Origin of the sequence: Pectobacterium peruviense (assembly GCF_002847345.1) — a bacterium.
GTDB classification, from domain to species: Bacteria; Pseudomonadota; Gammaproteobacteria; order Enterobacterales; family Enterobacteriaceae; genus Pectobacterium; species Pectobacterium peruviense.
Genome location: NZ_LXFV01000019.1, coordinates 86,404 through 112,288 on the forward strand (window position 1 = coordinate 86,404; position 25,885 = coordinate 112,288).

At 52.6% G+C, this 25,885-nt stretch carries 19 protein-coding genes; 4 read left to right on the forward strand and 15 right to left on the reverse strand.

From position 1 onward, the window contains the following. Window positions 1-32 precede the first annotated feature (32 nt). The 7 genes from A0G03_RS14920 to A0G03_RS14950 form a co-directional block, all read right to left on the reverse strand. On the reverse strand, window positions 33-932 hold the full coding sequence (locus tag A0G03_RS14920; RefSeq protein ID WP_048258884.1) for a Dyp-type peroxidase: 900 nt from the start codon (window positions 930-932) through the stop codon (window positions 33-35). A gap of 166 nt (window positions 933-1,098) precedes the next feature. Continuing rightward, window positions 1,099-1,686 carry an RpoE-regulated lipoprotein gene (locus tag A0G03_RS14925; protein ID WP_048258883.1) on the reverse strand — a complete coding sequence of 196 codons (588 nt, stop codon included), beginning with the start codon at window positions 1,684-1,686 and terminating at the stop codon, window positions 1,099-1,101. A 313-nt stretch (window positions 1,687-1,999) separates the two neighbouring features. Next, on the reverse strand, window positions 2,000-3,673 hold the full coding sequence (locus A0G03_RS14930) for an ABC transporter ATP-binding protein/permease (protein ID WP_048258882.1): 1,674 nt from the start codon (window positions 3,671-3,673) through the stop codon (window positions 2,000-2,002). Next, window positions 3,670-6,444, reverse strand: coding sequence for a M16 family metallopeptidase (locus A0G03_RS14935; RefSeq protein WP_048259008.1), 2,775 nt, complete (start codon window positions 6,442-6,444; stop codon window positions 3,670-3,672). The genes A0G03_RS14930 and A0G03_RS14935 overlap by 4 nt, the downstream gene beginning before the upstream one ends. Before the next feature lie 105 nt (window positions 6,445-6,549). Beyond that, window positions 6,550-9,147, reverse strand: a complete 2,598-nt coding sequence (locus A0G03_RS14940) for a TonB-dependent receptor plug domain-containing protein (RefSeq protein WP_048258881.1) — start codon at window positions 9,145-9,147, stop codon at window positions 6,550-6,552. A gap of 76 nt (window positions 9,148-9,223) precedes the next feature. Beyond that, on the reverse strand, window positions 9,224-10,189 hold the full coding sequence (locus A0G03_RS14945) for a TonB family protein (RefSeq protein ID WP_223250530.1): 966 nt from the start codon (window positions 10,187-10,189) through the stop codon (window positions 9,224-9,226). Window positions 10,190-10,524: 335 nt separating this feature from the next. Continuing rightward, window positions 10,525-10,950: a GNAT family acetyltransferase gene (locus A0G03_RS14950; protein WP_011092478.1), complete on the reverse strand. Its 426-nt coding sequence runs from the start codon at window positions 10,948-10,950 to the stop codon at window positions 10,525-10,527. Window positions 10,951-11,131: 181 nt separating this feature from the next. On the opposite strand from A0G03_RS14950, the gene hemF reads away from it, so the two are divergent. Both hemF and A0G03_RS14960 read left to right on the forward strand, forming a co-directional pair. Next, window positions 11,132-12,064, forward strand: a complete 933-nt coding sequence (gene hemF, locus A0G03_RS14955) for an oxygen-dependent coproporphyrinogen oxidase (protein ID WP_048258880.1) — start codon at window positions 11,132-11,134, stop codon at window positions 12,062-12,064. Between the two features lie 3 nt (window positions 12,065-12,067). Beyond that, window positions 12,068-12,520 (forward strand): YaiI/YqxD family protein, encoded by a 453-nt coding sequence (locus A0G03_RS14960; RefSeq protein WP_048258879.1) that lies wholly within the window; start codon window positions 12,068-12,070, stop codon window positions 12,518-12,520. 78 nt (window positions 12,521-12,598) lie between these two features. Here the strand turns inward: A0G03_RS14960 and mtr are convergent, their stop codons facing one another. From mtr to A0G03_RS15005, 8 genes are all read right to left on the reverse strand, one after another. Next, window positions 12,599-13,873, reverse strand: coding sequence for a tryptophan permease (mtr, locus tag A0G03_RS14965; RefSeq protein ID WP_048258878.1), 1,275 nt, complete (start codon window positions 13,871-13,873; stop codon window positions 12,599-12,601). A gap of 437 nt (window positions 13,874-14,310) precedes the next feature. Next, window positions 14,311-16,590 (reverse strand): NADP-dependent oxaloacetate-decarboxylating malate dehydrogenase, encoded by a 2,280-nt coding sequence (gene maeB, locus A0G03_RS14975; protein ID WP_039290262.1) that lies wholly within the window; start codon window positions 16,588-16,590, stop codon window positions 14,311-14,313. A 254-nt stretch (window positions 16,591-16,844) separates the two neighbouring features. Next, the gene (locus A0G03_RS14980) at window positions 16,845-17,807 is read right to left on the reverse strand and encodes a sugar-binding transcriptional regulator (RefSeq protein WP_039472020.1); all 963 of its coding nucleotides are present in this window, start codon (window positions 17,805-17,807) and stop codon (window positions 16,845-16,847) included. Window positions 17,808-18,006: 199 nt separating this feature from the next. After that, window positions 18,007-18,864, reverse strand: coding sequence for a phosphogluconate dehydrogenase C-terminal domain-containing protein (locus A0G03_RS14985; RefSeq protein WP_048258876.1), 858 nt, complete (start codon window positions 18,862-18,864; stop codon window positions 18,007-18,009). Between the two features lie 27 nt (window positions 18,865-18,891). Next, the gene (locus A0G03_RS14990; RefSeq protein ID WP_048258875.1) at window positions 18,892-19,719 is read right to left on the reverse strand and encodes a sugar phosphate isomerase/epimerase family protein; all 828 of its coding nucleotides are present in this window, start codon (window positions 19,717-19,719) and stop codon (window positions 18,892-18,894) included. Between the two features lie 16 nt (window positions 19,720-19,735). Continuing rightward, window positions 19,736-20,515 (reverse strand): L-erythrulose-1-phosphate isomerase, encoded by a 780-nt coding sequence (gene lerI / locus A0G03_RS14995; protein WP_048258874.1) that lies wholly within the window; start codon window positions 20,513-20,515, stop codon window positions 19,736-19,738. Then, window positions 20,515-22,284, reverse strand: coding sequence for an L-erythrulose kinase (gene lerK, locus A0G03_RS15000; protein ID WP_048258873.1), 1,770 nt, complete (start codon window positions 22,282-22,284; stop codon window positions 20,515-20,517). Before lerK ends, lerI begins: the two co-directional genes overlap by 1 nt. 1 nt (window position 22,285) lies before the next feature. Beyond that, the gene (locus A0G03_RS15005) at window positions 22,286-23,668 is read right to left on the reverse strand and encodes an MFS transporter (protein WP_048258872.1); all 1,383 of its coding nucleotides are present in this window, start codon (window positions 23,666-23,668) and stop codon (window positions 22,286-22,288) included. Window positions 23,669-24,211: 543 nt separating this feature from the next. On the opposite strand from A0G03_RS15005, the gene rpiB reads away from it, so the two are divergent. Then, window positions 24,212-24,670, forward strand: a complete 459-nt coding sequence (rpiB, locus tag A0G03_RS15015) for a ribose 5-phosphate isomerase B (RefSeq protein ID WP_048258870.1) — start codon at window positions 24,212-24,214, stop codon at window positions 24,668-24,670. Window positions 24,671-24,883: 213 nt separating this feature from the next. Continuing rightward, window positions 24,884-25,834, forward strand: coding sequence for a transaldolase (tal, locus tag A0G03_RS15020; RefSeq protein WP_048258869.1), 951 nt, complete (start codon window positions 24,884-24,886; stop codon window positions 25,832-25,834). Window positions 25,835-25,885: the final 51 nt, after the last annotated feature.

The following is a 25,885-nucleotide window of genomic DNA, read 5'->3' on the forward strand; positions in this document are numbered from 1 at the left end:
CGGAGACAGGCACCAGGAAAACACGTTGGATCTTACAGGGACAAAAGCTGATCCAGAGACGGCGCGAAGAAATAACTGCCGCTGACAGCACGCGTAAAGCGCAGCATGTCGTCACGTTTACCGTCACGATCGCCGAACATGCTCAGCAACTGCTGCTCAATGTTGTGCAAACGCGCGCAGTAAGCGACGAAGTAAAGCCCGTTCTTCCCGCTGGCGGTGCCATAAGGCAGACTCTGACGCAGGATTTTAAGCCCTTTGCCGTCCTCCTTTAAATCCACGCGGCTGAGATGCGAAGTCACAGGGCGCTCATCGGACGACAGCTCTTCATTATCCTGCTTTGTACGCCCGATCATCTGTTCCTGCTGTTCCACGCTAAAGCGCTGCAACTGCTTCAGATTGTGTTCCCAACGCTGGGTAAATACGTAGCTGCCACCCGCATCCGGCTGGCCTTCAGGGATAATCGCCACGGCGTGGCGGGCATCGCCCTGCGGGTTTTCCGTGCCGTCGACAAAGCCACTTAAATCGCGATCTTCCACCCAGCGGAAGCCGTGTGTTTCTTCTTCGATACGAATCGCACTACCAAACGCGGCCAGCGCCGCCTGTGCTAGCGTGAAATTGACATCATGGCGGAGCGATTGAATATGGATCAGCAAATCGCGCTGCGTAGCAGGAGCAAGCCCGTTACCCAACGGCGTAAATGATTTCAGCTCTGCCGCGCTGTGGTTACAGTCCAGATCGCGCCAAACATCGTTGCCGAACGCCAGCACCGCGCCTAACCCGGCGTCGGGATACTGCTGCTGCAAATCGTGTAACGTCTGACAGAATTTTTTGCATCCCTGCCGGATAGCATCAAACTCTCCCTGAATCATCGCTTCCATAAAAATGGCAAAACGGCGGTGTTCCAATAAAATACCGCTTTGAATTGGTGTCATTTCTGCTTCCTCAAGCGTCAGTTTTTTCTTTTGTTGTTATGGTTTACTACGGTAGTGATGGCAAATACGGCTGCCGAAAAAATATCAGGCGGCGCGGGTATCATACCCGAAGCCACCTGACTTTTACCTTGCGTAAAAACAAATTAGTCTTTTACATCAAGATGAATTAATTTCTCGCCTGCGCATGCCAGACGATTTTGCTCACTTTCCAGGTTTTCAGGATATCGTCAGATGGCATCAAGCCTTCTGGGCCGCCCCACTCGCCGGAATAGACATAGCTGATATGCGCGCTCTGCGGCGCAGCACACTCAACGCTCTGCGCATCGTCACCTTGTCCCAACTGGCAGGATTCAAACGCTTTGCTGTAAGTATTACTAAAGGCGTCACCGATTTTCACGCCACCTGCGCTGCCAATCGCCGGATCCATGACTTCAACTTTACGTACACTGCCCTTCGGCTGGCCGCTGATGATTATCTTCACGTCTTTGCCGTCCAGCGCCTGATAAAACGCGACCAGTTGACCGTTGGATGTCCCCATTCCGCTACGCAGTTGATAATTACCATCCAGCGCGTTCTGTAACGCCCCTTCGGACAACGGTGTACCCGCATTGATGCCGCCGACGCCTGCATCGGTGACCTGTAATGCACTGCCGAACCAGTTAAACGGCGACAGGCTAGACCAGGAGAAATTGGAAAGCGTGCTGCATCCAGCCAGCAACAGCGGTAAACCCAACACGAGCGGGCGAAAATTCATGGTGTGTACTCCTCAAAATTGAACGGCTTCTGTCGTCAGCCACCCTAGCAAGATGGGGATTTGAGTCTGCGAGCGACGAAAAGTGCCGTAAAAGACGAAATCACGCTGATGCCATACCGTTCACCTAATCGTGGATTGAGGGGAAACACGGGGATGAGGCTCCCGCAGGGATGCCTCGCACCGTGGTCGCCCCGTTATCTCGATCTTTAAACGATCGGCATTAGATAATCTTGCAGAGGATTATAGGGGGCATATGGGAAGAAACCTACCAGAACTGCTGGCCTCCCGAGGGTCGGAAGGCCAGCGGACAACATTAACTACGCTGTGAGGCAAAATCCGTTAAGTCATAACGATGCGGGAACAGATCGTCCAGCTCCGTCTGGTGCGTAATTGCCACCACGGTGCACATCGGCAATGCCAGTTTGACCAGCGCCAGAAGTTGTCTGGCAGAGTCATGATCCAAATTGCTGGTAGCTTCGTCCAGATAGAGCGTGTCAGGTTTGGCAATCAACGCACGGGCAAAGGCAATACGCTGCCGTTCGCCACCGGAGAATACCCGATCCCAGTTTAATTGCTCATCCAACCGATCGCGCCATGCACCCAGCCCGACACTATCCAGCGTCTGACGCAGCATCTCGCTATCGGCCAGCGGTGGATGCGGGTAGCAGAGAATCTCTGCCAGCGCCCCCTGCCCCAAATAGCTTTGCTGCGGTAACAGTAAGCTATGACCTTCAAGCGACTGCCAGCGGCCATCGTAATACGGCCACAGACCGTTTAACGTACGCAGCAACGTTGATTTCCCCAGCCCGCTGCGGCCAGAAAGTTTACTCCAGCTACCTACGTCACAACTCAGATCCACATTTTGCAACAGCGGAGAACCTTGCGGGGTAGCCAAGGAGAGTTGCTCAATACGTAAATCCTGCCCTACTGGTGCATCGGTCTGCTCAGACTGATGACGTTTGATTTCTTCCTTAAACTGGCTCAGACGCGCCATACTGGCGGACAGAATCACCAATTCCTTGTATTTATGGATAAACCAACTGAGTGCACCGTGTACCTGAGCAAACGCCCCACGGATCTGCATCAGTCCGCCCAGCGTTACCGTCTTACTCAGGAAAGCAGGCATGGCAACAAAGACAGGCACAATCAGGCTCACACGCATGTAGCCCGTGGTGAAAAAGCCCAAATTACGCTCGGCACTCATAAAACGCCGCCAGTTCGACACGATGGACGAGAAATGACGCTGAAGGTGACGCTTCTCTTGCGCCTCACCGCCGTACAGCGCGATTTGTTCCGCGTTATCATGCTTACGCAGCAAAGCAGCACGGAAATCGGCCTCCGCCTTTTGCTTCTCGTAATTAATATCATGCAGGCGCTTTCCAACCACATGCGTGATCAGGCTGCCGATCAACGTATACAGAATTGCGATCCAGACCAGATAACCTTTGATTACCCACTCTTCACCGAACAGGGTAAAGCGCTGAACGCCCGATAACCCCCACAGGATAACGACAAAAGAGAACAAACGTGCCGTCACGATCAAAAACTCGACAACGAGGCTAACAGCTTTGTCGACGAACAGGTTGATATCTTCGGCGATACGCTGATCTGGGTTATCAATCTTGCCCGCAACTGACATGCGGTAAAATGCCCGCTTCGCCAGCCAGCTATCCACCAGCTCTGCGGTTAATGCACTGCGCCAGCGGATAATCAGCAGTTTGGTAAACCATTCCTGATACACGATCACCCCGATATAGATCAGGATGTAAATACCGTAATCCTTCATCAGGGAAAGCAGCAAACTGCTGTCGAATGCGCCTAACGCATCATAGAAGGATTTGCTCCACTCGTTTAACAACACGTTGAGATAGACGATCATTCCGCCCATCCCGATAGCAATGAACAAGAGCAACCAAGCCTGCCAGCTTCGTTTACCGCCCCAGAAGGGACGGCACAGATCGACAAACTGTGCCATAACCTTCTTCACTCTTTCACCTCTTGCGGCAAGGTGATGTAAAGCACGCGGTTATCCGGGTTATACAGCTTCGCTGACATCGCGCGTACGCTTTCCAGCGTGATGCTGTCTGCCAGCGTAGAGACACTGCTCAGATAACGCGGATCGTTGTAGTGGCGATAGCTCAGCAGCAGGCGGCGCTGTATCGTCATGAGATCGCTCTGACGCCCTTTTTCAGCACGGATGAACTGTGCTTTCTGCTCATCCACATCCTGCTGAGTAATCTTCGTCGGCAGTTCAGCGAAGGCTTGCTCAGCCAGTTTCCACAATTCTTGCGCACGTTCAGGCGCACTGGTGAAGCTCACTTCCGTCTCAATACGCTGTTTTTTATCTTCGAGCTCGCTATCGACACGCATACGGTAAATACCCAGAGCGTCATCACGCAGGCTCGTCTTGAGATATTTACTCGCAATGTTACGGGCAATGCTCACCTGCACCGCTGCCTGCGGCGTCCACGCATGTGGCGTGAAGCTCCAGGTCAGGATATCGGCACGCGGTTCGATATTGATGGCAGAGGTTGCTTCACGTTTGCCCGACAGTGCCAGATGCTGTTTTACCTCGCTGGCAGGCTGACGAGGAATGGTCGCGAGATAGCGTTCAACCGGTGGCAACAACTGTGCAGCAGGCATATCCGCGATCAAATAGTACGTCACCGGCGCAGAAGCGGCTTTATGCCACTGTGACAGTAATGCTGGCGCAGATATTTTCTTCAGTTCTGCAATTTCAGGCTGCTGCCAGGCGGGTTCACCAAAGCGCAGTTTAGTCATTTCGCTAGCACGTTTTCCACCGACGGACTGATCGTCATTGGCCTTCTGACGCGCCAGACTCATCATGCTCTCTTTCATCACATCAGGATCGATGCCCGGCGCCACATTCAGCTCACGGTATAACCCCAGCAGATTTGCTAACTGTTCCGTTGGTGCGGTTCCACTCAACGTCAGTTGTTCCGCTTCCTGATCGATGCTCAGCGACAGCGTTTTTTCTTTTTTCCAGTTACTTAACGCTTCACCACTCCACGTCGCGGGGCCGCTTTGATTGACCAGTTGACTCGCCAACTGTGCCTGCCATGGGTTCAGCGAAGTTGCCATGAACCCTGCTTGACTGACGGCAGTCAGCCAGATTTTTTTACCCGCTTCCGGCGCACGCAGCCATACCACACGGTCGCCATTACTCAACTGCCACTGTTCGACTTTTTGTGCGGCAAAGGTCTTCACCGCAGTACGTTTTCCGCTTTGTGTCACAGCAGGAAGTTCAGGGATGACTTTCTCTTTTTCCACCTGCAACGGTGTCAGTGTCGCCACCGCCCATTGCTTCTGTAATTTGATAATCGCATCCGACTTAGGCAGCGTGAAAGGCGTCGCGCCCGGCACGCTAAACTGCACCAGAGTATCTGGTGACGCTAACCAGCGTTGCAAATGGCGATTCACATCTTCCGCCGTGATGGTATCCAACGCTTCCAGCGCATCTTTACCACGCTGCTGGCTACCAACATAAGGGCGGTCCTGTTGCCATACGATGGTCAACTGCTGAACCCAATCCGCGAACTCGCGAGTTTCAGGAGTAACGCTCATACGCTGCGCGACCTCACGAATGTCGGAGGTGATCTCCGTCATGTCCTGCGCGTTTAACGGATAGCGTTTTAGCCGCTCAATTTCTTTCAATACCGCAGAAATCGCAGCGTCATGGCCACCTGGCATCACGTTCGCGAAAAAGCCCAGTGCGGCGGTAGTTTTACCGATATCCGATTTACGCACTACCAGACTACTGGCGTCTTGCGGTAGTTCCGCTTGTTGTCGACGAATCTGACGCGTGACCGCAGACATGGTGATTTGCGTCAGTAAACGGTGACGGTAATCTGATTGGCCGAATGCGTCTTTATCATTGAAACGGTAAACAAATGACACCTGGCTGCTGCCGCTTTGGCTATCCTGCAAACGCGCCACGTTAAGCCGCGGCTTCAGTAACGGCTCGTAGTAATCACGTACAGGCACCGCGACATTGGGCAGCGCTGCGAAATAGCGTTGAATTTCACGCTCCGCATCCGCAGGCGTGATATCACCAATAATCATCAAACGCATATTCGACGGGTGATACCAGCGCTGATAGAAATCCTGTAGCACGCTAGCTGGCGTGTCATTAATCGACTGTTCCGTGCCAATCACAGGGCGAGAAGGATAACGGGAGTCATGGCGAATCGCCTGTACGCGCTGCTGGTTCATGCGCTCTGCTACACCCAGCTTGCCACGCCACTCTTCCAGAATGATTTTGCGCTCATCGTCGAGATCGCTTTGCAACAGCTTTGCATGGCCCGTCATCTGGCTCAACGCCTGTAGCGTCACGCCCAGATCGAGATTGCCTTTCGGCGGGCTCATCATATACATGGTGCGTTCGTAGTTGGTCACAGCGTTATAGCTCTGTCCGCGTCCCCAGCCTTGTTTATGCAGCTCCGTACTCACACCTTGAGGAAACGCATCGCTGGCGCGGAACACCATGTGCTCCACCATGTGCGCCACGCCGGATTCATTGTCTTTCTCATCAATCGAACCAACATCAACAATCAGGCGAACATCCACCCGCGTCTTCGTCCCTTCCAGCGGCACGAGGGTGTAACGAAATCCATTCGCCAGCGTGCCTTCTTTAATGGCTGGCAACGGGCTTTTTATTTCTTCGGCCTGGCTTACCACGCTTCCCGCTAACAGGCTGACAGCCGTTAGCGATAACCAGCAACATTTCTTCCAGTTCATAACAACCTTTTCGTTTTTATATTTGCCTGTAAGGCAATTTTTGAGTGCATCAATGCAAAATGCCCCGTCATACGTCAGCATGTGACGTATGACGGGGCATAGGATTTACCAGGTGTAAGCGACGCCAAGCCAGAACTGACGGCCGGGTTTGTAGGTGACAATTTTGCTATTGAAACTCGATTTCTGACTCGTTTCTACCACATTATCGAGCACATTCAGCACGTCCAGCGTGATGTCCAGCGTTTGATTTTTGTAGACAGGCTGCGAATAGGATAAACGCCAGTCGTAGGAGATAAAGTCGCTGTATTTAGTTGAAACATGTTCCGCAACACTCCCTGAAAAGCCAGGATCCGCGTTACATGCAGGACTACCTCCTGGGCACACCGTCTGTGATGCAGCAGTCATATAGCCTTTGTAGCCGGAGGTATAACCCACGCGCTGTCCCCAGTTGACACGAATCGCCGGGAAGTAAGTATCCACATTCAGGAAGGCAGTCCAGGGGGTATTGAAGTCCATCGCATCCATCTCGCCCCTGTACATCAGTTGACCGTCAACAATCACCCGCTGTTCGTCATTATTCAGATCATCGTAGTAAAAAATCGAATTAGTTTTATTTTTCGCAATACCGGCACCTAATGTCCAGTTCACTTCAGCAAAGCTAAAGCGATGCGGACTAATTGGCTGTACTTCCAGAGAAAATGTATTTCCTTCTGTCTGGCCGTTATTATTCATTACACGATAACGTTGCCCAGCAACGGTCATCGATTCAGCACCAAACTGATCTTTGCCCTGACGGTTGACCCACTTAGCTGTCCACACGGTATTCATCACGCGCTGTGATAACCCCAGCGTCACTTCATCGCTATAAGGTGTTTTTAAATCAGAAACATCATAGTTGTTGCCCGTTATTCTCGCTGGGTTGGATGTCCACGGCGTAGTCGATGACGTGCGATTTTGCTGGACACTCGAGCCAATACCCTGACGCAATTTATAGGACAGAATATTAGTACCATAATAGCGGTTGGCTCCGCCGAACAAACGCGTTGAACGATCGCCGAAGACATCATAAGAGGCGGCGAAACGAGGGGCAACATTCAGATTTTGCAGAAAGTCGTCGTAAGTAACACGCACACCAGGGGTAACTTCAAGACGACCGTAGCTCATACTATCCTGCAGATAGGCGGCATAGCTGCTATAACTGGTCTGCACGGAGCGGGCAGAAAAGAGTGTACGGGTGCCTGCAAATTGCTCACCGGGAATACACATTGAATCACCGGGTAGGCACACAACGTTGGGATTGACATTAGTCGCCCGAGCCACAGCATTACTCGTATAGGCATCCTGAAAACGGCGATATTGTGCACTAGCAAAGTCAGCCTGCCAGCCGAAATCGACCTGATGGGTCATCCCCAGCAAGAAGGCGGGGTTAAGTTCGTAATCCTGCTTGAATGTAGTGGTGTTTTTTTCTGTGGCAAATGTGCCATAACCGCCAATCTGTGAAGTCCTGCTTGATGATTGCCAATCCAGTGACGGAGAGATAAAACCTAACGAAGGCGCATTGTGGATCCAAGTAATAAATTCATTAGACTCATGTTCAATCTTGTTCTGTTCAAACTGGTATCCAGCCAAGCTGGTCACTTTCCCCCAAGTGGCATTGTGATCCCACTCCATATTGAAGCGATAGCCGCCACCAGTATTGGTAAATGCACCGTTCTTTATATTCTTTTTATAATATTTAGATTCATGCGGGGAATACATACCCGTCATGCGGACAATATCGCCGTTATCCGTCAGATAGGTACCTTTTAACAGGTAGGTTTCACTCATCCGCTCCTGATCTTCCCACGTCTGCAAATACTGCTGATAATAGGGAATATCTGACTGCTGGCGGTTATAGGCAAAAATAAAGCCCGCTTTATCGCTCAACGGTTGGTTAAAACTGGCTGAATAAAACTGCTTCTTAAATTTCGGCTGGTAGTAAAGGTTAGTACCTGAATAAAATTCGTCGCTAATACCCTCATCGACATGATAACTGGTCCAACTGTCACGCGAGGTGCGATAAGAGATCTTGCCGGATGCTTTATCCAGCTTGGGATCCATGAGCTTGGCATCTACCACACCGCCGGTAAAATCACCGTACTTAGCGGAGATGTTACTGTCAAACACTTCCAGCGATTCAATCAGCTCCGAGTTAATCCAGAACGATTGCGTGCCACCCGCAGGTAAATCAGTCGGGTTGTAACCATCAGGATCAGTATCTAGCTGACCTTTATTGGCCCCTGGATTGATATTACTATTGTTCGATAACCCATCGATCATAAAGTTATTGTTGTAAAATTTCTCGCCGTGGAACGAGACGTTTTCTGGTGCGAGTTCCCCCGGAATATTGCTGCTATTCGCTGTGTTCGAGAACTGCACAGCTGGGTTATTCTTTAATAACTCCGGCACCGAGCCATTTCCGGTCGGCATCTTTTTAATCTGCTCAGCATTAATGATCTGCGTCCCCATCGACTGGCTGGTCGGGGTTGAGCGAACTAAAATGGTATCTTCACTATTTCCCGAAGAGGAATCACCCTGCTGTTCTTCTTCGCTTTCTGCATTTTTTTTCTGCTGATTTTCATCGGCAGAGGTGTCGTTTTGCTGTGCGAGTGCAGGCCCTGATAATAATGACAGTAGCATCATTAAATAGACGTTCTTATTCATTTATTCAAAATCCCCAATGAATCCAATTATTAAGAAATAAAATTATTGTTGTATGTACTGCATGTAATGCTTACGACTAATCGTCAACCTGAATGTGTCCATTAAGTTTGAAAACGATGGAAACCACCTGATTCTCAACCGGTGCCTCTGTCCGATAGCGCCAACGCGCCATGTCCTTCATCACATCATCGCCAAATACGCCGTCTGGCGTTTCAGACAGAATTTGTACGTTAGTGACCGTCCCGCTACCGGTAATATCGAATTTGACGCGCACGTTTCCTTCCACGCCCAGCGCTTTTGCCCGAGAGGGATAATTCACACGGCGATGCAGCGCTTTGAAATTTTGGCTATTACTTTTCCCTGCACCACGCGCTGCCTGACCGCCCTCGCTTTCTCCTACTTTGGCCGTTGACGCACTACCCGGCATGCCAACAGAAGATGGCATCGGAGACGGGGCATCACCGGTTTGAGCTGTCGCTACCGGAGACTCACTTTTCTTCTCTGCCTGCTGTGTTTGCTGTGTCTGCTGCGATCGGGCCTGCTGCTGTTCTTTCGGTTTCTCTTCCGGTTTTTTTTCAGGCTGTTTTTTCTCACGCACTGGCGGTTTCTTTTCCGCAACAGGGGTGACAGGCTTGCGCTCGATGACTGGCTGTTTAATGACAGGATTGGGGTGTTCTGGTAATGGCGTTAAAATCGGCATCACGACGGGAGTCGGTTGAGCACCGGGAGGGTCGGCTACGGGTGGCGACGAATCAGCAGCCTGTGACATCGCCGCAGCCATCATCGTCACCTGCATGCTTCCGCCTGCGTTTCCCGCCATCTCTTCAATGCTTTCTTTCGGGGAATAGTGCAATAAAAAGAAAACCGCCAGCGCCGCATGCGCCACGCAGGACAAAACAAAAAAGGCCAGCGAGCGCCAGTTAGGCACATCGGGGGTTAGCGCTGTTGTTGAATAGGAATGAGTAAGAGGAGCCAGCAATACGCTGCTGCCGGTGCGATTCGCACCCAATAAAGCCCCATGAAGATTTTCACGACTCACCATCCAACTCCGTCTCTTGAACGTCAACTTCCTGGTGTCAGTCGTGCAATCACAATCTTCCAGGCGATAAAAATGTCAGCAAGATCGAAACACCAAAAAACATGTCAAGGTCGATCGGGCAACATTAATAAATAATAATACAAATGAGAATCGTTTTACAAATGAAAACTGTTATCTACAAGATCTAACACGTTGCATGCAATATCATTACAAGTCGAAGTAACGCATTGAGGTTAAATAAAAAAGTGCGCTGGCGAAGGCACACTTTTTTACTTAAAGGGAAAATAGAGGGGGCAAAACAGTACGGGAATAGCGGTTTAGCGTCAGTGAGATAACGCTCAATATTCCCGATCTTCAATCAGACGCTTTCCTAGCGTGATGCAATCGACGGTCTCATACTCGAGTTTTTCATACATGCCGATCACGGCGTCGTTGTCTTCACGCACCATCAGGTGGATCTTCGGACAACCGCGGGCAATCAGCTTTTTCTCCAATCGGCTAATCAACGCATTCGCAATGCCGCGTCCGCGAAAATCAGGATGCACGCCCAGATAATACGCCGAACCGCGGTGGCCGTCGTAACCACCCATTACCGATCCCACGATTTCACCGTTCACCTCTGCGACCAGAAACAGATCGGGATCGTGATTGAGCTTACGTTCGATGTCCATTTCAGGATCGTTCCACGGGCGCAGCAAATCACAGCGTTCCCAGAGGGTGATCACGGCTTCAAAGTCATCCTGCCTGAATATGCGGATTTCCATCACAGTCGCCATTTTGCAATAAGGTAAATCGTGATTATCGCGTGATTTTTATCAGACGCAATCCAAAATTGCGCGCCGCTATCAGGAATCACACGACGGGTGACCGGGGATCGATTTTATTGATGGTATACTGCCCGCCTTATTACTGTGCCACCATCGCTATGGAAACGAGATCCCCACTATGTCTGACATCAACGCGGTAAAACATTTTTTGCTTAGCTTACAGAAAGATATCTGTCAGCAGCTTGCGGAGATCGATGGCGGAGCCGATTTCGCCGAGGATGAATGGCAACGTGCCGAAGGCGGCGGTGGATGCAGTCGCGTGCTGTCGGGCGGACGTATCTTTGAACGCGCTGGCGTAAACTTTTCCCACGTGACCGGCAAGTCATTGCCCCCTTCTGCCAGCACGCATCGCCCCGATCTGGCAGGTCGTAGCTTTCAGGCGATGGGCGTGTCGCTGGTAATTCATCCGCTAAGTCCCTACATTCCCACCAGCCACGCCAACGTACGCTTGTTCGTCGCCGAGAAACCGGGAGAAGAACCAGTTTGGTGGTTTGGCGGCGGGTTCGATCTCACGCCCTATTATGGTTTTAAAGAAGACGCAGTGCACTGGCACCAGACCGCCCACGACCTGTGCCGGCCGTTCGGTGACGATGTGTATCCACGCTACAAAAAGTGGTGCGACGATTACTTCTTCCTCAAACACCGGAATGAAGCTCGCGGTATCGGCGGGCTCTTTTTTGACGATCTGAACGAGCCGGATTTTGCCACTAGTTTTGCTTTCATTCGCGCTGTCGGTAATGGATTTATCGATGGCTATCTACCCATCGTCGAGCGGCGTAAAGATCTGCCGTGGGGAGAGCGCGAGCGCGAATTCCAGCTCTATCGTCGTGGCCGCTATGTGGAATTTAACCTGATTTGGGATCGCGGTACGCTGTTTGGCCTGCAAAGCGGCGGACGCACCGAGTCCATTTTGATGTCGATGCCGCCGCTGGCACGCTGGGAATACCAGCATCAACCTGAACCGGATAGCCCGGAAGCCGCACTTTATCGAGATTTCCTGCCCGCCAGAGACTGGCTGGCAGAAAGTAATACGCACAACAAGGAAGCATAAGTCATGCAGATTTGGGTCGACGCCGACGCCTGTCCTAACGTCATTAAAGAAGTGCTATTTCGCGCGGCGGATCGCACACAAATGCAGGTCACGCTGGTCGCCAACCAGACCATAAAAGTACCGCCGTCACGCTTTATTAGCACGCTGCGCGTCGCGGCAGGCTTTGATGTCGCCGATAATGAAATTGTACGCCGCGTTGAATCAGGCGATCTGGTGATCACCGCCGATATTCCGCTGGCATCAGAAGTGATAGAAAAAGGTGGCATCGCGTTGAATCCGCGCGGCGAGCGCTATACGCCAGATACCATTCGGGAACGGCTGAACATGCGGGATTTTATGGACACCATGCGCGCCAGCGGGATACAGACCGGTGGCCCCAGCACCTTGAACCAGCGGGATCGTCAGCAGTTTGCTAATGAACTGGACAAGTGGTTGCAGCAGGTGCGGAAGCCATAACTATCTGAGAGTCGTTATCTGGAACGCTCGCCATCCTGTCTCTTATGCTTTAGCAGGTCACAGGGATGGCTATATCGACTAGCGATAAACCGGTAGCAAGTCGAGGCTAGAAAGAATATGTATCAGCGCGGTGCCAATACCAAATAGCAGCACCAGCGCCACCATCGCATTACCGCCACGAACACGAAACAGCGGGCTACCGAAGCGGCGACGCGATGCAAGTGCCAGCAGCGCAGGCGTAATCACCGCCCATACGGTGGCGGCTAACCCAGCAAACCCAATCGCGTAAATAAAACCGTTCGGATAGACCAGCCCACCGATGATAGGGGGCAAAAAGGTTACCAGCGCCGTTTTAGCTCTTCCGATTCGACTATCGTCAAACTTCAGTAAATCGGCCAGATAGTCAAACAGCCCCAGCGTTACCCCAAGAAACGAACAGGCGACGGCGAAGTTGGAAAAGACAGTGAGCAACACGTCCAGATAAGGACTGTTCAGCACGCTACCCAACGTCTGTACCAGAACATCAATATTGCCGCCCCGCTCTGCAATCCCGATAAAATCAGGACGGGCAATATTTCCCATAGTGCCAATCAACCAGATGGCATACATCACCAGCGCCAGTACGCTGCCAATAAACAGACAGCGCTTAATTACCTGTGGCTTGTGGCCGTAATGCTTCACCAAACTGGGAACGTTGCCATGAAAACCGAAAGAAGCCAGACAAAATGGCAATGTCATCAACACATATGGAAGGTAGCTGGGTGCTTCTTCCGCAACGTTGAGTAGAACAACGGGCTTCACATTCCACAGCAGGCTGCCGAACGTCATGAAAAAGGTCAGTACCTTTGCTGCCAGAAAAAACGCGGTCATGCGGCTCACCGCCGCCGTGCTCAGCCATACGGTAAACGCAACAAACAGTGCAAACAGGCAGCCACCGACGCGGGCAGAGAAATCGACCGACATCTCAGCCAGCGTGTGGTGAATGATTGAACCACTCGCAGAGATATAGGCGTAGGTCAGAATGTAGAGGACAAAGGCAATCGATATGCCGTTAATTACATTCCAACTCTTACCCAACAGATCTTTAGTCAACGTATCGAAGCTGGCACCCGCCGGATAATTAAGGTTAGCCTCCAGAATCATTAATCCCGAGTGATACATGCAAAACCAGGTGAAGACCAACACGGCAAATGACCAAAAAAACCAGGCGCCCGACATCACCACCGGCAGGGAAAACATCCCAGCGCCAATAATCGTCCCTGCAATAATCATCGCCCCACCAAACAGCGAAGGAAGACGTTTTTCTGTACCGTTTTTTTCTACTGTATTTTCTTTCACTGCGCGTGTTGCCATAGCCGATATTCGCTCGTTGGTTTTTTTATCGAGTCCGGAAAAAAGGGGCTCCTACAGACGAGGCGGGATCATGGCATAAAACGAAAATTATTCCATTGATTTAACTTATGCCACCGTATGGGAAAATCCACGCTCTGCTAAAAATGACGTGTTAGTTGTAAGAGGTTAAAGGAAAAGTAATTTAAGGATGATGAAGCAATGCTGAAAGCTGTGAAATCTGTTTTATTCGATATTCTTTCCATGATACTGACATTTATTCTCTGTATTTTTTCTATTGTTGTCGTCGTATCTATATTCCCAGATAACCTGTTGTTTCCCGCCGGCGTTTTTGGCCTCATAGGTTCATATTGGTTAGGCGATTATTTGGTCGATAAACTGCGGTAAATAAAAAACCCAGCCAACAATCGACTGGGTTTGTCTGTATTACTGGAAATAACTTACAGCGGTTGAGTTTGTGCTTCCACCACCGCCAGCGCGACCATGTTTACAATCCGGCGTACCGAAGCAATCGGCGTCAGGATATGTACCGGTTTCGAGATCCCCATTAGCACCGGCCCAACCGTCACACCTTCTGAAGACGACACGCGCAGCAGGTTATAGCTGATACGCGCAGATTCCATGTTCGGCATGATCAGGATGTTGGCGGAGCCTTTCAGCGGGCTGTCCGGCATTTGCTCGCGGCGGATCGCTTCCACCAGCGCGGCGTCACCGTGCATCTCACCATCAATTTCCAGTTCCGGTGCCAGCTTATTGACCAGCGCCAGCGTTGCACGCATTTTCTGCGCCGTCGGAGAATCAGAGGTGCCGAAGCTGGAATGAGACAGCAGCGCGACTTTCGGTTCGATACCGAAACGACGTACGCTTTCTGCCGCCATCAGGGTAATTTCCGCCAGTTGTTCCGGTGTCGGATCCGCATTGACGTAGGTATCGGCGATAAAGGTGTTGCCGCTCGGCAGCATCAGCGCGTTCATCGCCCCCGCCGTATGTACGCCCTCGCGGTAGCCGAACACTTTCTCGACGACGTCGAAGTGCTCTTCATACGTGCCAATCGTGCCACAAATCAGCGCATCCGCTTCACCACGGTGAACCATGATCGAACCAATCAGCGTTGGATTACCGATCACCGCACGCTGCGCTTTTTCCTGCGACACACCGCGACGCTTCATGAGTTCGAAATACTCGCTCCAGTACTCTTTGAAGCGCGGATCGGATTCGTTATTAACCACTTCGAAATCTTTACCGATGGTCAGTTGCAGCCCCAGCTTTTGCAGACGCATTTCAATGACGCTCGGACGACCAATCAGAATCGGGAACGCCAGCCCCAGCGTCACCAGTTCTTGCGTGGCGTGCAATACGCGAGCATCTTCACCTTCGGCGAATACCACGCGTTTCGGCTGCTGACGAGCCTGTGCGAAGACCGGCTTCATGAACAGGTTAGTTTTGTAGACGAACTGAGTCAGTTTTTCGACATAGGCATCGAAATCTTCGATCGGACGCGTCGCCACACCGGAATCCATCGCCGCTTTCGCCACCGCTGGTGCGATCTTGATGATCAGACGTGGATCGAACGGTTTCGGAATCAGATAATCCGGGCCAAATGACAGCTCCTGATCGCCGTAGGCAGAGGCGACAACTTCGCTCTGCTCTGCCAACGCCAGATCGGCAATCGCGTGCACGCAGGCCAGCTTCATTTCTTCGTTAATCGTGGTGGCGCCGACATCCAGTGCGCCACGGAAGATGAACGGGAAGCACAGTACGTTGTTCACCTGATTTGGATAGTCTGAACGGCCAGTACAGATAATCGCATCTGGTCGTACTGCTTTCGCCAGCGGCGGCAGAATCTCCGGTTCCGGGTTAGCCAGCGCCATGATCAACGGGCGTGGTGCCATGGTTTTCACCATGTCTGGCGTCAGTACGCCGGGGCCGGAACAGCCAAGGAAAATATCCGCATCAGGGATCACGTCAGCCAGCTTGCGTGCGCCATTGTCTTCAATCGCGTAAGCGGCCTTGGTTTCTTCCATATTTTCATCACGGCCGTGGAAAATTACGCCGCGCGAATCACACACCACGATGTTGTGCTTCTGAAGACCCAGCGCCACCAGCAGGTTCAAACAGGCGATAGACGCCGCGCCCGCACCGGACACCACCAGACGCACATCGGAAATATTCTTCTCGACGACGCGCAGACCGTTCAGAACGGCGGCGGTACAGATGATCGCAGTACCGTGCTGATCGTCGTGGAAGACGGGAATCTTCATCCGCTCGCGCAGTTTCTTCTCGATGTAGAAACACTCCGGTGCCTTGATGTCTTCCAGATTGATACCGCCGAACGTCGGCTCCAGCGAGGCGATCACATCGATCAGCTTGTCAGGATCCAGCTCGTCGACTTCGATATCGAAAACATCAATGCCGGAGAATTTTTTAAACAGAACGCCCTTGCCTTCCATTACCGGTTTACCGGCCAGTGCACCGATATTGCCGAGGCCCAGAACGGCGGTTCCGTTAGAAATAACGGCGACCAGATTGCCGCGCGCGGTGTATTTGTAAGCGGCCAGCGGATCCGCCGCAATTTCCAGACAGGGTGCAGCGACACCTGGGGAATACGCCAGCGCCAGATCGCGCTGCGTTGCCAGCGGCTTCGTTGGGGAAACCTGAATTTTGCCGGGAATCGGATACTGGTGGAAATCAAGGGCGCTTTGCTTTAGCTGTTCATCCATTTTATGTACCTTTTCGGTTTTGTTGTGTCTGTAGGGTAAAGAGTACCCAGTATAGTGTTTGCCAATGGCTAAACTACCGAGGATGGCAAAAACTGAGGGGCAATGCTGGTTAATATAGTTATTTTATTTGACGGTTTTTTGTTCATCTGACAGTCAGCGTCAGATACGCCGAGCGGGATCATCGGGAGAAATTCAGAGAATTCGGGGAAGATCGTCGCGTGATGTAAACACACCACGCAACGGGGAAAGAGAGGTTACTGCGTCATATTCAGAATAGTACGAATGTTACCTGCACTGGTGGCGATAATGTCGATGGCTCCCGTGCGCAGCGCGCCGAGAATCGCTAAGGCTTTAGTGTTTTCAGAGGCAATCGCAATCACACAGGGGATTTTATGTAACTCTTCAATACTCACGCCAATCACCCGTTCGTTCATCACCGTATCAACATGCAGGCCCTGCGCGTTAAAGAAATCATACCCAGCGATATCGCCAATCACGCCCTGATTGAGGCTGGCGTCAATAATTTCATGCGGGGTGAACCAGCCAAGTTTGACCATGTAGCTGTTCTCATTCATATCCCCAATGCCCACCAGCGCGATATCGGCTTTGCGCGCCCGATCCAGCGTTTCTTTAATCGTGCCGTTCTGCATGAACGCTTCTTTCAGCGCCCGGTTTTCGACATAGGCGGGTGAATACAGCGTTTCGCTGCTGCCACCAAATTTCTTTGCCAGACGGCGGCTGATATGGTCGGCGTTAATCGCATCGCCGGGACGGTGTGTTCCGCCGATACCACAGATAAAGCGACAGTTACGTTCCGTCACGTTGCTCACATGGTCGGCGACCGCCGCCACATTACGTCCTTGACCCACCGCGACCACCGTATCGTCTTTCAACGACAGCGCCAGATAATTGGAAACCAGCGCAGCAACCTGCCGCCGCTGTTCCTCCTCATCCTGATGATCTAATGCAATCAGGGCGCGCTTGATCGAAAAGCGCTCCAGCATCTGCTGTTCAAGGCGCGTGCTGAATACCGGATGATAGCGCACGGTAATTTCAACAATGCCCTCTTCTTTTGCTCGTTTCAGCAAACGCCCGACTTTGATGCGCGAAATACCGAATTTCTTGGCGATCTCTTCCTGAGTAATTTCGTCCTGATAATAAGCGACGGCGATTTCAGTCAGAAGTTCGCTTTCCTGAGATCCTGATTGTTTTTCCATCTGGTCACATTTTCCTTACGCAGGGGGATCGGTTTATACAGACGCTGTGTCTACAGATGAAAACCGTCGCAATGAATAATTGTTACACGCCGGGAGGAGAGGCTCAAGCCCAGCGCGATTATCCCTGATGGTGGCGCAAACGGACAGAGGCAGAAGCGCCGGAGCCAGACAAAAAGACTGACTCCGGCAACGTGACACATTACCGCTCAATAGCATCGATCTTCAGCATTTTTGCAATCACCAGATCGAGCTCTTTCTCATCGAAAATCTTCTTCCAATCCGGCTTGATGATGTTCTCTTTACCATATTCAATCGCGATCATACACGCATCCGAGAACGGATTAGTGCTGCGGAAAGCCACGGCCAATGCAATCTGAATGTGACCATAAAGCATGGCTTTCGCCGCCGCTTCCGGCACGCCAATCGTGTTGATGGTTTCATCCAGCGCTTCTTTCATCAAGGTACCAACCATACAGGCTACGGTTTCAACCAGCGTCGGTTCCAGATAGGCCAGCTGTTTTACCGTCACCCAGTGCACATCGATCACCGGGCCATACATCACTTTAACTACGCGGGCTAACGTGGCTTTCTGCTCGTCACTGCCCGTCTCATAAGAAGCGGCAACGTGCTGTGGCGCGGCCACGCCGCCAAAAGCATCGGCATGTTCTTCCGGCGTGAAGCGATCCAGGAATACGGAAGGATGGCACGGATGAGCGACGGCATAATCGATATCATCACGTTTGGCGATAAGATTGGCGTAGGCCGCAGCTGGGTCCAGCGTCAGCAGCACTGCATTGCTTTTCATCTGCGGAACGACAATCCCGGAGACCGCTTTCAGTGCAATATCCGGCACCGCTAAAATCACCACATCGCTTTCGGGAATCACCTGTTCAGCAACGGACAATTCCCTACCTGCGGCAACCACTTGCTCCTGCGCACGTGGCGAGTTCTCGCAGTAAAACACCTGATAGTCACTTTTCTGGAAATTGGCAGAGATACGCATGCCCATTTTGCCGCCAGCGCCCAGTACGGTAATAGTTTTCAATTCAGCAGCCATGATTGTTACTCCTCAGATTTGGGATATTCAAAGAATGTGTGATGAACGGTTCGCATAGGGATTACGCGTGTAGAGATAATTCAGGCTATGGCGCGTCCAGGCGTCTTCCAGACGGCACGTTTCTTCCGCATTGGCCTGCCACGGCAGCCAATGCTCGACGATCTGGTTAATATTTCGTTCGTTCGGGCGTACGATCTGGTGAAGCGCGTCGTAATCCAAAAGGCCAGTTCCCAGCAGACAGCCGGAATAGGTAAAGCCCACCCATCCTTCCTGACGGGCAAACGCAAAATCTTTGATGTGCAGGTTAACCACCCGTGAGGCGGTTAATTCAATCACCTCATGCGGGTATTCCAACGCGGCAACACAGTTACCGGGATCGAGACAAATACCCAGCGCCGGGCTGTCGATGGCGTCAACTACCGCCAGCACGTCGCGCGTTTTGACCTGTTCGTAGGTTTCCAACCCCAGTTGGATGTTGTGCTGCTCAAACTCAGGCAGCACGCGACGCAGCAAAGCAAGCGCCTCATCTTGCGTCGGCTTATGTGTTGCGCTGTTAAACATGGTGCGGATAAAACGGACATCCAGTGCGCGAGCCATCGTGAGATAGCGCGTCAGGTGGTCCGTGGCCAATCCTCGTGTTCCCAGTTCCAGTTGAATACCGAGATCGACCGCGCGCTGCCGCAATTTTTCCAATTCAGCAGGCGAAAGAGCTTCCACCGCCGCGTAATCACAAATCTGAAAAACGCCCGCACCAGACTCTGCCGTTTGCTCCAGCATGGCTTCCAAACCCAGCGGATTTGGTACGCGGGAAGAGGCTCGCCAAAAGAACGCGTAGGTACTTAATCCAATTGCCATGGTTATTTCCTCTCTCTTACGCCTGCGAGCTGAGCGTGAAGGCTTCATCCATAATGGCGTTAAACGCAGCCGGATCGTGGGCAAAGCGCCCCAGAAACAGGCCATCAACAGCATCGCCAAGCTGGCTCAGCAATCCCGGCCCAGCGCTACCGCCATAAATAATTCGCCCTTCGCGCACGCCAGCCTGTGTTGGAAGATGCTGTTTTAATGCCTGACAGACTTCGCTGATGTACGCCGTCGGGGCGGGTTCCGTGCTACCAATCGCCCACTGCGGTTCATAGGCCAGCACCAGATCGCCCGTCAGTTGTTGCTTCTGGGCCAGATTCAGCGCCGCTGCCAATTGGGCATGACAGGTGTCGATTGCCTGCTGCGGCGAGCCACGTTGTTCCTCGCCGACACACAGCACCGGCGTTAGGCCATTTCGCCAGGCCGCCGCCGTTTTCAGCGCGAAATGTTCATCCGTTTCGCCGAAATAGCGGCGACGCTCGGCGTGCCCGATTTCAACATAGCGACACCCCATTTCGTGCAGCAGGGTGCCGCTCACTTCCCCAGTGAAAGCACCGTTATCCGCCCAGTGAAGATCTTGTGCACCGACATGAACGGGAGACTGAGCAAACCGCTGCACCACGGGAGCTAACGTCGGGAACGCAGGTAGCACAAACAGCCGGGCTGAGGGTAGTGACGCCAGCGGATGCTGTTCGGCTATCTCGTGGATTTTCTGGCACCAGTCGAGTGTCTGCTGATAGCCGAAATACATTTTCAGGCTGACGCCCAGCGTCAATTTGCGCGAACTCATCACTCACTCTCCGCTTGTGTCGCCGTCTGATGCGAAGAAGTCGACGTCGTATCGCTGTTCAACACGGCCGACACCGCGTCAAGGATCATGGCTAGCGATATCGCCCCCGCATCGGGCGTGCCCAGACTTTTTTCTGCCAGCGGACGGGCGCGGCCAATTTTGGGTAACAGTTGTGCCGTGTCGTCAGCCGCCTGTTGGGCGCACTGTGCGGCCTGCTGCCAGGCTTCTGGCAAGCTCATTCCCGCTTCTACTCGTTGCGTAAGTGCCACACTAAAGGGGATTAAGGCATCCACCAGCGTTTTATCCCCCGGTTTTGCTTTACCGAAATGCATCACGCTCTCTTTGGCCTGACGTACCCCATCTGCCACACGGCGACCGTCAGGGCGTTGTTCATCACCCAACACGGTTCCCAGCGCATTTAACGCAACGCCCCAGATTGCGCCAGACGTCCCTCCAGCCTGATCGGCCCAAGCATCTGCCGCACGTTGCAATAACGTACCGGCACCCGCCTGCCGTTCCAGCATCTCCGTGGCTTTTTCCGCTGCGGCAATCACCCCGCGCTCCATGCCAATACCGTGATCGCCATCTCCGGCAACCGCATCGATACGGCCCAACTCGGTGACGTTAGCCAACACAATGTCACGCGCCGCATTCAACGCCGCGGCAACACAATGTGCTGCCGCTTTCGATGCTGCCGTAGCGGGTGGGATCACCTCGAGTTCTGCCGTGAATGTGCGCTCAGCCAGCGGTTCGGCGGGAGACATACTGCCTTTACGAAAGGCTGGTGCATCAGCAGGCGCACGCCAGAAACGCTCCAGTTCTTCATCCAGCCAGAACAGCGTGAGCGATAAGCCCGCCATGTCAAAGCTGGTTACCAGCTCACCGACTTCCGGTTCAACCACCGTCAGCCCCTGCTCAACCAGCAGTTGTGAAACGCGGCGATAAACCACAAACAACTCTTCGTATTTCACGCCACCGAGGCCGTTGAGTACCACGCTGATCCGCTGTCCGGAGAGCGTCGCAATATCGTGCGGCACCTCTTTCAACAGTGAACTGACCAACAGCTCAGCCAGTTCATCGGCGGTTGATATGGGGACATCACGAATACCCGGCTCGCCGTGAATCCCCATGCCCACCGCCATCATTCCTTCAGGAACGGTGAACAGCGGGTGTTCCGCGCCCGGCAAGGTGCAGCCAGAAAAGGCCACGCCGAGCGAGCGGGTGCGCTGGTTGGCACGTTCCGCAACCTCAAGCACGGCAGCCAAATCGTAGCCCGCTTCCGCCGCTGCAGAGACCGCCTTGAAGACCATCAGATCGCCGGCAACCCCGCGACGCTTTTGCCATTCGTTCAGTGACGCACTGGAAATATCATCGGTAACCGCCAGCAGCTCACACGGAATTCCTTCCGCATTCAGACGTGCCTTGGCCTGTCCGAAATGAAGCACATCGCCCGCATAGTTACCGAACGTCAGCAGCACGCCACCGCCATTGTGTGCCGCTCGGGCGACGGAGCAGATTTGCTGGGCTGATGGCGATGCAAACAGGTTACCCATCGCCGCACCGTGCGCCAGCCCCTGACCGACCAGTCCGGCAAACGCCGGGTAGTGGCCGGAGCCACCCCCGACCACAATGGCGACCCCACCTTCACGACTGCGAGTACTTCTGACCACGCCGCCAGGTACCTGACGCACTTTGTCAGCATGCGCCGCCACAAATCCTTCGGTCAGTTCCCGGGCAAAGGCGGAAGGTTGGTTGAACAAATACGTCATATCAATGCTCCTGTGTGGCTGATGCGGCTTTCGATAACCGGTCCGAACGGCTGAGCAGGACAATCAACACGGCGGAGAGCAGCATCAACCCGCCAACAATCATCATGGGCAGCACGTAGGTACCCGTTACGCCCCGCACCGCACCGGTGATGTATCCCGCTGAAAATCCGGCAACATTGCCAATGGTATTGATGAGCGCGATGGCTGCTGCCGCTGACGCTCCCGTCAGGAACTGGGTCGGTAATGTCCAGAAGTTAGGTAGCGCGGCAAAGATGGAACAGGCCGTTACAGTGATCACCGCAATGGTCGCCGTCGGGGATTCCATAAACAGCGCCAGCGGAATGCTGATCGCACCGGTCAAGGCTGGGATGGCGATGTGCCATGAACGGCAGCCGCGGCGCGTTGCATCACGCGACCAGAAATACATTACGATGGCCGCTGGCAAGTAAGGGATGGCGGTAATCAGCCCTTTATCCATGACATTAAACGTCGTGCCGAACTGCTGTTGGAAACCCGCGATAATGGTGGGCAGGAAGAACGCCAGCGCGTAGAGGCCGTAAATAAAACCGAAGTAAATCAGGCACAATACCCAGACGCGTTTGTTGAACATCACAGTCGTCACGCTAGGGTGTTTGCTGTGGTTTTTGGTGGCATGTTCGCTTTCCAGCTCGCTAACCAGCCAGCGTTTCTCATCGGCGTTAAGCCACTTGGCATCAGCCGGACGATCCACCAGATAGAACCAGGTAATGATACCGACGATAATGGCTGGAATAGAGACACCGAGGAACATCACCCGCCAACCGGACAGTCCGAACAGGCCATGCTGCTCAATCAGCCAGGCAGCCAGTGGCGCACCGAGTACCACCGTCAGGGGTTGTGCCAGATAGAATAATGACAGGATTCTGCTGCGATAGCGGGCAGGCACCCACATACTGAGGAACAAGATCGCCCCGGGGAAGAACCCCGCCTCTGCAATCCCCAACAGGAAACGTAGGATATACAACCCTTCAAGACTGCTTACCCAAGTAAACAGCAGTGACACGATGCCCCACGACACCATAATGCGTGATAGCCACTTGCGTGCGCCGAAGCGGTGCAGCGCCAGATTGCTAGGGACTTCCAGCAGAATATAACCAATGAAGAAAATGCCAGAAGCTAGCCCGAACTGTGCGACGGTTAGCGCAAGATCGGCATTCATGCCATTCGGGCCCGCAAACGAAATGGCCGTACGATCGAGGAAGTTAATGAAGAACATCAAGCCGACGAAAGGCACCAAACGCCAGGAGATCTTGCGAATGGCCGATTGTTCTACAGCAGATGGTTTTGTGGTGGACGGGTTTGTGGCAGATTGTCCCGCCGTTGCAGTAGCCGATACTTTACTCATACAGCCCCCTTACTACCGATAGCCAATCCCTTCCCTGTCATTGCCTCTACGCCAGGCTGTTCCTGCATTTCATCCTCTTTCGTCATTCGATACCCGGTGTGACCTTTGTTATTTGTTGTCTTTTTTATGGTTTGCATACAGGTCTGACACATTGTTATGTCCTCTAAAAGATTTAGATCATTAATACACACAATGAACATATGAACGATATATTCGCCCCAATCTTTTGCCTATCTCTCTGTTTAAAATTTGTGAGCATGATCTAAATATGTATCAAAAAGGTAAAATACCGCCATAAAAGGTGTAAAAGCGACCAGGATCACTCTTTTTACCGCCTTATCTTCCCTGACAAAACAAAAAACAAATAATCACACATTGAACATTTGAAAGAAGCGGTATATGTTTAGCCATGAAAAGGCCGGAAATGTACGGAATCAGGCAGGGAGATTCTCGTTAGCTTCTGTTTATTAATGCTTTTATAAACAACCTAACGAAAGCGACATATCAGGCTCACTTTGACCCTCAGCCAGGCAGGAGATAGATATGCTCTCGATTGCAATTGGTGCAGACAGCGCCGCGATTGATCTGAAAAACACGATTACTGATTATTTACAGCAGAAAGGGCTGACAGTGACCGACTACAGCTACGATCCCAGCGGGGAAAATCCGATCTACCCCGATGTTGCCTACACGCTGGCGCACGCGATTAAAGACGGTAAGCACCAGCGTGGGATCCTGTTGTGCGGCACCGGGATCGGCATGTGCATCGTGGCTAACAAGGTCAACGGCATTCGTGCCGCTCAGTGCCATGACACCTATTCCGCTCAGCGAGCCAGAAAAAGTAACGATGCGCAGGTCATCGCACTGGGTGCGCGGGTTATCGGTCCCGAACTGGCAAAAGAGATTATTGGCGCCTGGCTGGATGCCGAGTTTGAAGGTGGCGGATCCGCGCCTAAAGTCGAGAAAATCGGCTACTACGAACATCAGGAAAAACACCAGTAATCCTCTCTGACGGCCCGCAGTTATCCCCAGACTGACTGGCCGTCCGTCTTACTGTTCGTTCAGTCGACTTTCCGTGCAGCAAAATAGTGTTCAGTCGAGAGAGCCCAACCGCAGCAATCGGAAAAAGCGCATGTTATTCCACGACCTCATGGTGCAGTGTGTTAGCTCTGTTTTGCGCATGCCATTTCTCTATTTACATCAAGGAGCTCAATCATGAATCAATTAGAAGCCCTTAAGCAGTTTACCGTAGTGGTCGCCGATAGCGGCGATATCGACTCCATTCGCCAATTTTCACCACAAGATGCCACCACGAATCCGTCTCTGATTTTGAAAGCTGCCACCCTGCCCCAATACCAGCCGCTCTTTGATGACGCGATTGCCTATGCTAACCAGCAAGGTGGTAGCCCGGAAACGCGGCTCATCAACGCCAGCGACCGACTGGCGGTGAACATCGGCGCAGAAGTGCTGAAAAGTATTCCCGGCCGCATCTCCACCGAAGTGGATGCCCGCCTCTCGTTCGATCGCGGGATGTGCGTCGCCAAAGCCCGTAAACTTATTGGGATGTATCAGGAAAAAGACATTCCGCGCTCGCGTATTCTGATCAAACTCGCCGCCACCTGGGAAGGCATTCGCGCGGCTGAAGAGCTGGAAAAAGAAGGGATTAACTGCAACCTGACGCTGCTTTTCTCGTTTGCTCAGGCGCGTGCCTGCGCGGAAGCGGGTGTCTTCCTGATCTCGCCGTTTGTGGGCCGGATTTATGACTGGTATCAGGAAAAAAAACCCACCAGCGATTATCAGGCCGAAAGCGATCCCGGTGTGATTTCTGTACGTGATATCTATGATTATTACAAACGCCACCGCTACCAAACCGTGATCATGGGTGCCAGCTTCCGCAAAGTGGAACAGATTCTGGCGCTGGCGGGATGCGATCGCCTGACGATATCCCCTGCGCTGCTGGAGCAGTTGAAAAACAGCAGTGCTCCTGTCGAACGCCAATTGACACCGTCCACCGAAGCATTCCATCCCCCTTCACCGCTGTCTGAAGCCGAATTCCGCTGGGAACACCATCAGGATGCGATGGCTGTCGATAAACTGGCGGAAGGCATTCGCCTGTTCGCCGCCGATCAACAAAAGCTGGAAGCGCTGCTGGCGGCCAAGCTGTAACTTTTGGAGTCAAGCATGTCCTCTCGTAAAGAACTTGCCAATGCTATCCGC

Bases quoted from the DNA above. Each gene is read 5' to 3' on its own strand.
- A0G03_RS14920 (WP_048258884.1), bottom strand. From the start codon at position 932: ATGACACCAATTCAAAGCGGTATTTTATTGGAACACCGCCGTTTTGCC.
- A0G03_RS14925 (WP_048258883.1), bottom strand. From the start codon at position 1,686: ATGAATTTTCGCCCGCTCGTGTTGGGTTTACCGCTGTTGCTGGCTGGA.
- A0G03_RS14935 (WP_048259008.1), bottom strand. From the start codon at position 6,444: ATGAACTGGAAGAAATGTTGCTGGTTATCGCTAACGGCTGTCAGCCTG.
- A0G03_RS14940 (WP_048258881.1), bottom strand. From the start codon at position 9,147: ATGAATAAGAACGTCTATTTAATGATGCTACTGTCATTATTATCAGGG.
- A0G03_RS14945 (WP_223250530.1), bottom strand. From the start codon at position 10,189: ATGGTGAGTCGTGAAAATCTTCATGGGGCTTTATTGGGTGCGAATCGC.
- A0G03_RS14950 (WP_011092478.1), bottom strand. From the start codon at position 10,950: ATGGAAATCCGCATATTCAGGCAGGATGACTTTGAAGCCGTGATCACC.
- hemF (WP_048258880.1), top strand. From the start codon at position 11,132: ATGTCTGACATCAACGCGGTAAAACATTTTTTGCTTAGCTTACAGAAA.
- A0G03_RS14960 (WP_048258879.1), top strand. From the start codon at position 12,068: ATGCAGATTTGGGTCGACGCCGACGCCTGTCCTAACGTCATTAAAGAA.
- mtr (WP_048258878.1), bottom strand. From the start codon at position 13,873: ATGGCAACACGCGCAGTGAAAGAAAATACAGTAGAAAAAAACGGTACA.
- maeB (WP_039290262.1), bottom strand. From the start codon at position 16,590: ATGGATGAACAGCTAAAGCAAAGCGCCCTTGATTTCCACCAGTATCCG.
- A0G03_RS14980 (WP_039472020.1), bottom strand. From the start codon at position 17,807: ATGGAAAAACAATCAGGATCTCAGGAAAGCGAACTTCTGACTGAAATC.
- A0G03_RS14985 (WP_048258876.1), bottom strand. From the start codon at position 18,864: ATGGCTGCTGAATTGAAAACTATTACCGTACTGGGCGCTGGCGGCAAA.
- A0G03_RS14990 (WP_048258875.1), bottom strand. From the start codon at position 19,719: ATGGCAATTGGATTAAGTACCTACGCGTTCTTTTGGCGAGCCTCTTCC.
- lerI (WP_048258874.1), bottom strand. From the start codon at position 20,515: ATGAGTTCGCGCAAATTGACGCTGGGCGTCAGCCTGAAAATGTATTTC.
- lerK (WP_048258873.1), bottom strand. From the start codon at position 22,284: ATGACGTATTTGTTCAACCAACCTTCCGCCTTTGCCCGGGAACTGACC.
- A0G03_RS15005 (WP_048258872.1), bottom strand. From the start codon at position 23,668: ATGAGTAAAGTATCGGCTACTGCAACGGCGGGACAATCTGCCACAAAC.
- rpiB (WP_048258870.1), top strand. From the start codon at position 24,212: ATGCTCTCGATTGCAATTGGTGCAGACAGCGCCGCGATTGATCTGAAA.
- tal (WP_048258869.1), top strand. From the start codon at position 24,884: ATGAATCAATTAGAAGCCCTTAAGCAGTTTACCGTAGTGGTCGCCGAT.